The organism is Psychrobacter sp. Ps6, from assembly GCF_022129235.1.
Lineage (GTDB): Bacteria > Pseudomonadota > Gammaproteobacteria > Pseudomonadales > Moraxellaceae > Psychrobacter.
The window spans coordinates 1,221-6,726 of sequence record NZ_JADQAI010000017.1 but is presented as its reverse complement, the minus strand read 5'-3'; the positions used below and the strand labels follow the sequence as shown (position 1 = coordinate 6,726).

The following is a 5,506-nucleotide window of genomic DNA, read 5'->3' as shown; positions in this document are numbered from 1 at the left end:
ATCGTTTCTTTAGACAAAATTGATGATAAATATTATAACGATATTATTGGTGTAGATAAGCAATGGGCTAAATGGCAACATTTAAATTTTATCGATACTAACGCAAATCGAGATGCTGAATATTTAAGAAATAATAAAGGTTTGTTGGTTGATACTAGTTTGCTATCGAACTCTTTAGCTGAGAAGATCATTAATGAAATAGAGTCTATTGATGATAATTTTACAGGTCTACTTATTCAAAGCGATAATTATCAAGCTCTACAGTTGTTGCAAAGTAAATATAATTCAAAGGTGAATACTATATATATAGATCCTCCTTACAACACTGATGCTGCTCCAATTTTATATAAAAATGGCTATCGAGATTCGTCTTGGTTAACTTTGTTAAATGATCGTTTGGATAAAGCGCACCCTTTACTAAAAAATTCGGGCGTGTTGTGTGCCACGATTGATGACTATGAACATAATGAATTTGCAAAAATCATTAAACAGAAATTTGGAGCAGATAATTCATTAGGAACTGTGACAGTCCGAATGAACCCTTCTGGTAGAATAACTTTGAATGGTTTGGCTCAAAGTCATGAATATGCAATTTTCTCAGGGAAAAGTTATCAATCTAGACTGTTTAAAATGGAACGTTCAGACGAGCAAAATTCTAGATTTAACAATACTGATGCTACCGGTACTTTCGAGTTGCGCAATTTTCGTAGAGAAGGCTCTTCAAGTGACCGAGCTGAAAGACCTAAAAGGCATTTCCCAATTTATGTCAAGGAAAATACATTCAGAGTTCCTACCATGCGATGGGATGAATCAACACGATCTTATGTTGATATAGAACAGCCATCTGATACTGAGCAGGTTGTATGGCCAATTGATGGTACAGGTCGAGAGAGAGTTTGGCGCTGGGGAATAGATCGTATAAAAAAAGAACACACTGAAATTTTTCCTAAAGTAAATAATAAAGGTGTTCTAAATATTTATTATAAATACCGCCCTAATAATGAAGGCATAACTCCTCCCTCTGTATGGATTGATAAAAAATATAGCGCGACAGAATATGGTACAAACCATCTTAAGCGTTTGTTTGGTAATCAAAGTATCTTTGATTTTCCAAAATCAATACATGCAGTGGAGGATTGTATTGATATTGCAGGAGCTAGAGAGAAAAATTCTCTTTGTTTAGATTTTTTTGCAGGTTCTGGCACTACAGGGCATGCGGTTATTAATTTAAATAGAAAAGATGATGGAAAAAGGAAGTTTATTCTTGTTGAACAAGGTGAGTATTTTAGAACAATAACTTTACCTAGGGTGATGAAAGCGTCATTTTCTAGCGATTGGAAGAGTGGGTTACCGAAGAATGATAGTTATCAATCTGTTGTTTTTAAAGTGATGCAGTTAGAAAGCTATGAAGATAGCTTGAATAATATTCACTTATTGAAGAAGGATGCAGGACTTTTTGATTTTATGTCTCCAGAAGTGGCAAATGATTATTTGCTGAAATATATGTTGGAAGAAGAAAGTAAAGATTCATTGCTGAATACAGATAACTTCCGTAAGCCATTTAGCTATGAGATGGATATTGCAGCTGACTCAGCTGGTGCAACAGAACGTAAAACCATTAATCTGGTAGAAACCTTTAACTATTTGGTCGGATTACACGTTAAATCAATAGAATCTAACGTTGAACGCGGCTATGTGCGTATTGAAGGTACGTTACCTACAGGCGAACGTACTCTTATTTTGTGGCGTGATTGCGACAAGATTGGTTATGACAAGTTAAATGAGTATGCGAACCGTTTTGACCTGTATGCCAAAGAGCAAACCTTTGATGTGATTTACATTAATGGTGACCATAATTTGCCAACTGCGTTTACTGTTGATGGTGAAGATGGCGAGGTTATGCGTAGCCTGAAGCTTCGCCAAATTGAGCCAGAGTTCTTAAGCTTGATGTTTGCAGAGGAGGTTTAAGCATGGCTCGCGCTCCACAAAAAAAGACCACAGCAGGTAAAGCGACTAAGAAGCGGGCTAACAGCAAGCTGAGCTTCCATAAGCAACTGGTGCTTAACCGTTTTATGTTTCGTTTCTTTAAGGACGGAACATTACAAGGATTGAAGATTCGTCTAGGTGAAGACCGTTTTGAAGGCATTCATGAGGATGGTCAAAGCCTGTTTTTCCATGAGTTAAGTAACTATCTGTTTGAGGTCGATTTAGTCGACCTTGACGAGTTGCGCCGTTACGATTTGAATATTGTTAAGCATTGGCAACAGATCACGGAGCACCGCAACCGCAAAGAAGATACGGTACTGAATATGAAGTATTTTCAGTACTTGTCTTTGCTGTTCACGGAAATCTACCTCGACTGGCATTTTAACCGTAAGCAAGAGTTGCTGGATGGGTTGAATCTTGAGCTTGAAGCATACAACGTAGAAAACAGCAAAACAGCAAAAGAGCCAATCAGTTTAGACAGTACATCTTAGATGATTTGAATAAACTTGCATTCTGGAATGCAACAGGGTCAGGTAAGACCTTGCTGTTGCATGTAAATATTCTTCAATACCTGCATTATTTCCAAAATGGCAATGCTAACCATTATCCGGATAAGATCATTCTGCTTACACCGGATGAACGCCTATCGCAGCAGCACATGAATGAGTTGTATGACTCAGGTTTCTCGCATATTCAGCTATTTGACAAAAGTAAGCCAACGCCATTTCGAGGCACGATAGAAGTTATTGATATCAATAAGCTTGCTGATGAAATGGGGGATAAAACCGTAGCAGTCGAAGCTTTTGAAGGCAAAAACCTGGTGCTGATTGATGAGGGCCATAAAGGTACGGGTACTGCGGCTGGTGCTTGGATGCGTCGTCGTGACAAGTTAACCCGCGATGGTTTTGCTTTTGAGTATTCGGCTACTTTTGGTCAGGCTGTATCCGATGGTAAAACTGTAGATGCAGTTGAACTCGATATTAAAAAGAAGAAAGCGAAAATGTTGTTTGAAACAACAGCATTGAGCAAATTGACAGATGAACAATTAAGTCAACTTGACCTCGATACTGAAGAAAAGCGTGATGCACGTATTCAAGCAACGCGAGAGGTTTACGGAAAGTCCATTTTGTTCGATTACTCTTATAAATTCTTCTACGAAGATGGCTATGGTAAAGAGTCTTTGATCCTTAACCTTAATCCCGAACAAGATAAGCAAAATGAACGTCGCTATGAGTACTTTACAGCATGTTTGCTCAGCTTTTACCAACAGCAATATTTGTTCAATAAAAACAAAGATAAGTTAGCTGAGTTCAACATTGAAAAACCACTTTGGGTGTTTGTGGGCAACACTGTTGGCGGTGAAGATTCTGATATTCATGCCGTATTACGCTTTTTAGCTTGGTTCTTGAACAACGAAGCACAAGCGAAAGATTGGATACAAGACTTGGTGGACAACAAAGCGCGGATTCTCGATACCAAAGATAGAAATATTTTTGAGAAGCGTTTCACTTCTTTGATGAATGGTCCAGAAGATATTTACGTTGATATCCTCGCGAAGCTATTCAACACGACGCATTCAGGTCAGCGACTTCGCGTATTAAACCTTATAGGTAGTAAAGGTGAGTTGGCGCTTCAGGTTGGTGAAGCCGAGCCATTTGGTCTGATTAACATTGGTGATTCACCATCGCTTTATAAGATGTGTGAAGAGGACACCACCTTTGATTATCAAAGAGATGATTTTGCGAGATCACTCTTTCATACCTTGAATGATAAAGACTCTAAACTGCACATCTTGATAGGTTCTCGTAAGTTCACTGAAGGCTGGAGCAGTTGGCGTGTATCCACTATGGGCCTTTTGAATATGGGCCGAGGTGAAGGTTCGCAGATCATTCAGTTATTTGGCCGTGGTGTACGTCTGAAAGGGCGTGACTATTCGCTAAAACGCAGTACGCCAGGGCAGCGACCAAAGGGAATTCACTTAGATAAGCTTGAAACCCTGAATATTTTTGGTGTTCGTGCGGACTACATGGCGACATTCAAGCAATATCTTGAAGAAGAAGGGATTACGCCGAGTGATGAGATTTTAGAGCTGAATTTTGAAACGCGTGCGAATTTGCCTGCGACCAAGCTGAAAACCCTCAAGTTAAAAGATGGTTACAAAGACAACCAAAAGCACGGTTTCAAGCGGGTGCACTACCCAGAGCTTTATCAAGTCCCAGCTGCGTTTGAAGGCAAAATAAAATTGCCGCATGTAAAATTGGATCTTTATCCAAAGCTCGAATCGATTGATACCAGCAGAAAAGGGGATAGCACGCTAGTTAACGTGCGTTATGATGGTAAGATCGATTACAAGGTTATCGCGGCTTTCGACTTTGAGCGCTTATATCTTGCGGTTCAGGACTATAAGTTGCAACGTGGTTGGTCAAACTTGCGCCTTGATAAGCAACGCTTGATGGATTTCTGTTTGGGCAACACAGGTTTTTCAAACAAGTGGTATACGTTGCTGATTCCGAAATCAGAGCTAGACATCAATAAATTTTCTGATGTGAAAAAGCAAGAAGACATCATGTTGCGCTTGTTACTTGATTACACAGAGCGTTTTTATAACGCATTAAAAAATGCTTATGAAGGCCAGTTCTATCAGGTAACGCAAGTGCAGGAAGACGATCCCGGCATGATCAAAATGTATCATTTTGAAATTGAAGAATCGGATGATGGTCTGGATTATGTCCAACGTCTAGAGCAATTGCAGGAAATCGTTGCTAACGGAGATATTGGCAAAGCGAAAGAGTGGAATGCACCAGGAATGGTAGCGGTGACATTCGATAAGCACTTGTATTATCCATTGCTTTCGGTTGAGAAAAATGCTGACCTGCCGCTGAAGATGCGCCCAACGGCATTTGATGCTCCGAGTGAAGTTTCTTTTGTTCAAGATTTACAAGTATTTATTGATACACCAAAAGGGCAAGCGATTATTGGTGATAAAAGTCTGTATCTATTGCGTAACGCTGATACTAAATCTAAAGGTTTAGGCTTTGCGACAGCGGGTAACTTCTATCCTGATTTCCTCCTCTGGCTGGTGGATGATAAAACAGGTAAGCAATGGCTCAGCCTTATCGATCCAAAAGGCATCCGAAATCTGAATCTAGATGATGCTAAGTTTGGTCTTTATATCGAGATTAAGGAATTGGAACCAAAGCTGGCTGACAAAGACCTGAGTTTGAGTGCCTTCATTGTTTCGGAAACGCTGCATTCAGATTTGCTCAACGTTTCCGAGCCAAAGGATAAGCTAGAAGAACGTAATGTGCTGTTTATGGAAGATACTGGTCCTGTTTATTTAGAGAAGTTATTTAAAAAAATGGTAGCTTAGTTAAAAAGGGGAAGCTCCCCCTTTTTATAATTACATCCAATGAATAGGGATCTCTAACTCGAAGTTTTTGGCAACATACTGAAGCATCGTGATGATTTCACGGTGCTTTTTTCGTCATACGGCTGCCCACTTTTTTTTTGCTCAACGATG

The 5,506-nt window shown here is 39.6% G+C and carries 3 protein-coding genes; all 3 read left to right on the top strand.

All coding sequences use genetic code 11. From position 1 onward, the window contains the following. Positions 1-1,968: DNA methyltransferase (locus I3255_RS12910; RefSeq protein WP_269117327.1), on the top strand; the 1,968-nt coding region annotated here is incomplete at its 5' end. A gap of 2 nt (positions 1,969-1,970) precedes the next feature. Further along, positions 1,971-2,477: a hypothetical protein gene (locus I3255_RS12905; RefSeq protein WP_238039182.1), complete on the top strand. Its 507-nt coding sequence runs from the start codon at positions 1,971-1,973 to the stop codon at positions 2,475-2,477. A 5-nt stretch (positions 2,478-2,482) separates the two neighbouring features. Then, positions 2,483-5,356, top strand: a complete 2,874-nt coding sequence (locus I3255_RS12900; protein ID WP_238039181.1) for a DEAD/DEAH box helicase family protein — start codon at positions 2,483-2,485, stop codon at positions 5,354-5,356. Positions 5,357-5,506 lie beyond the last annotated feature (150 nt).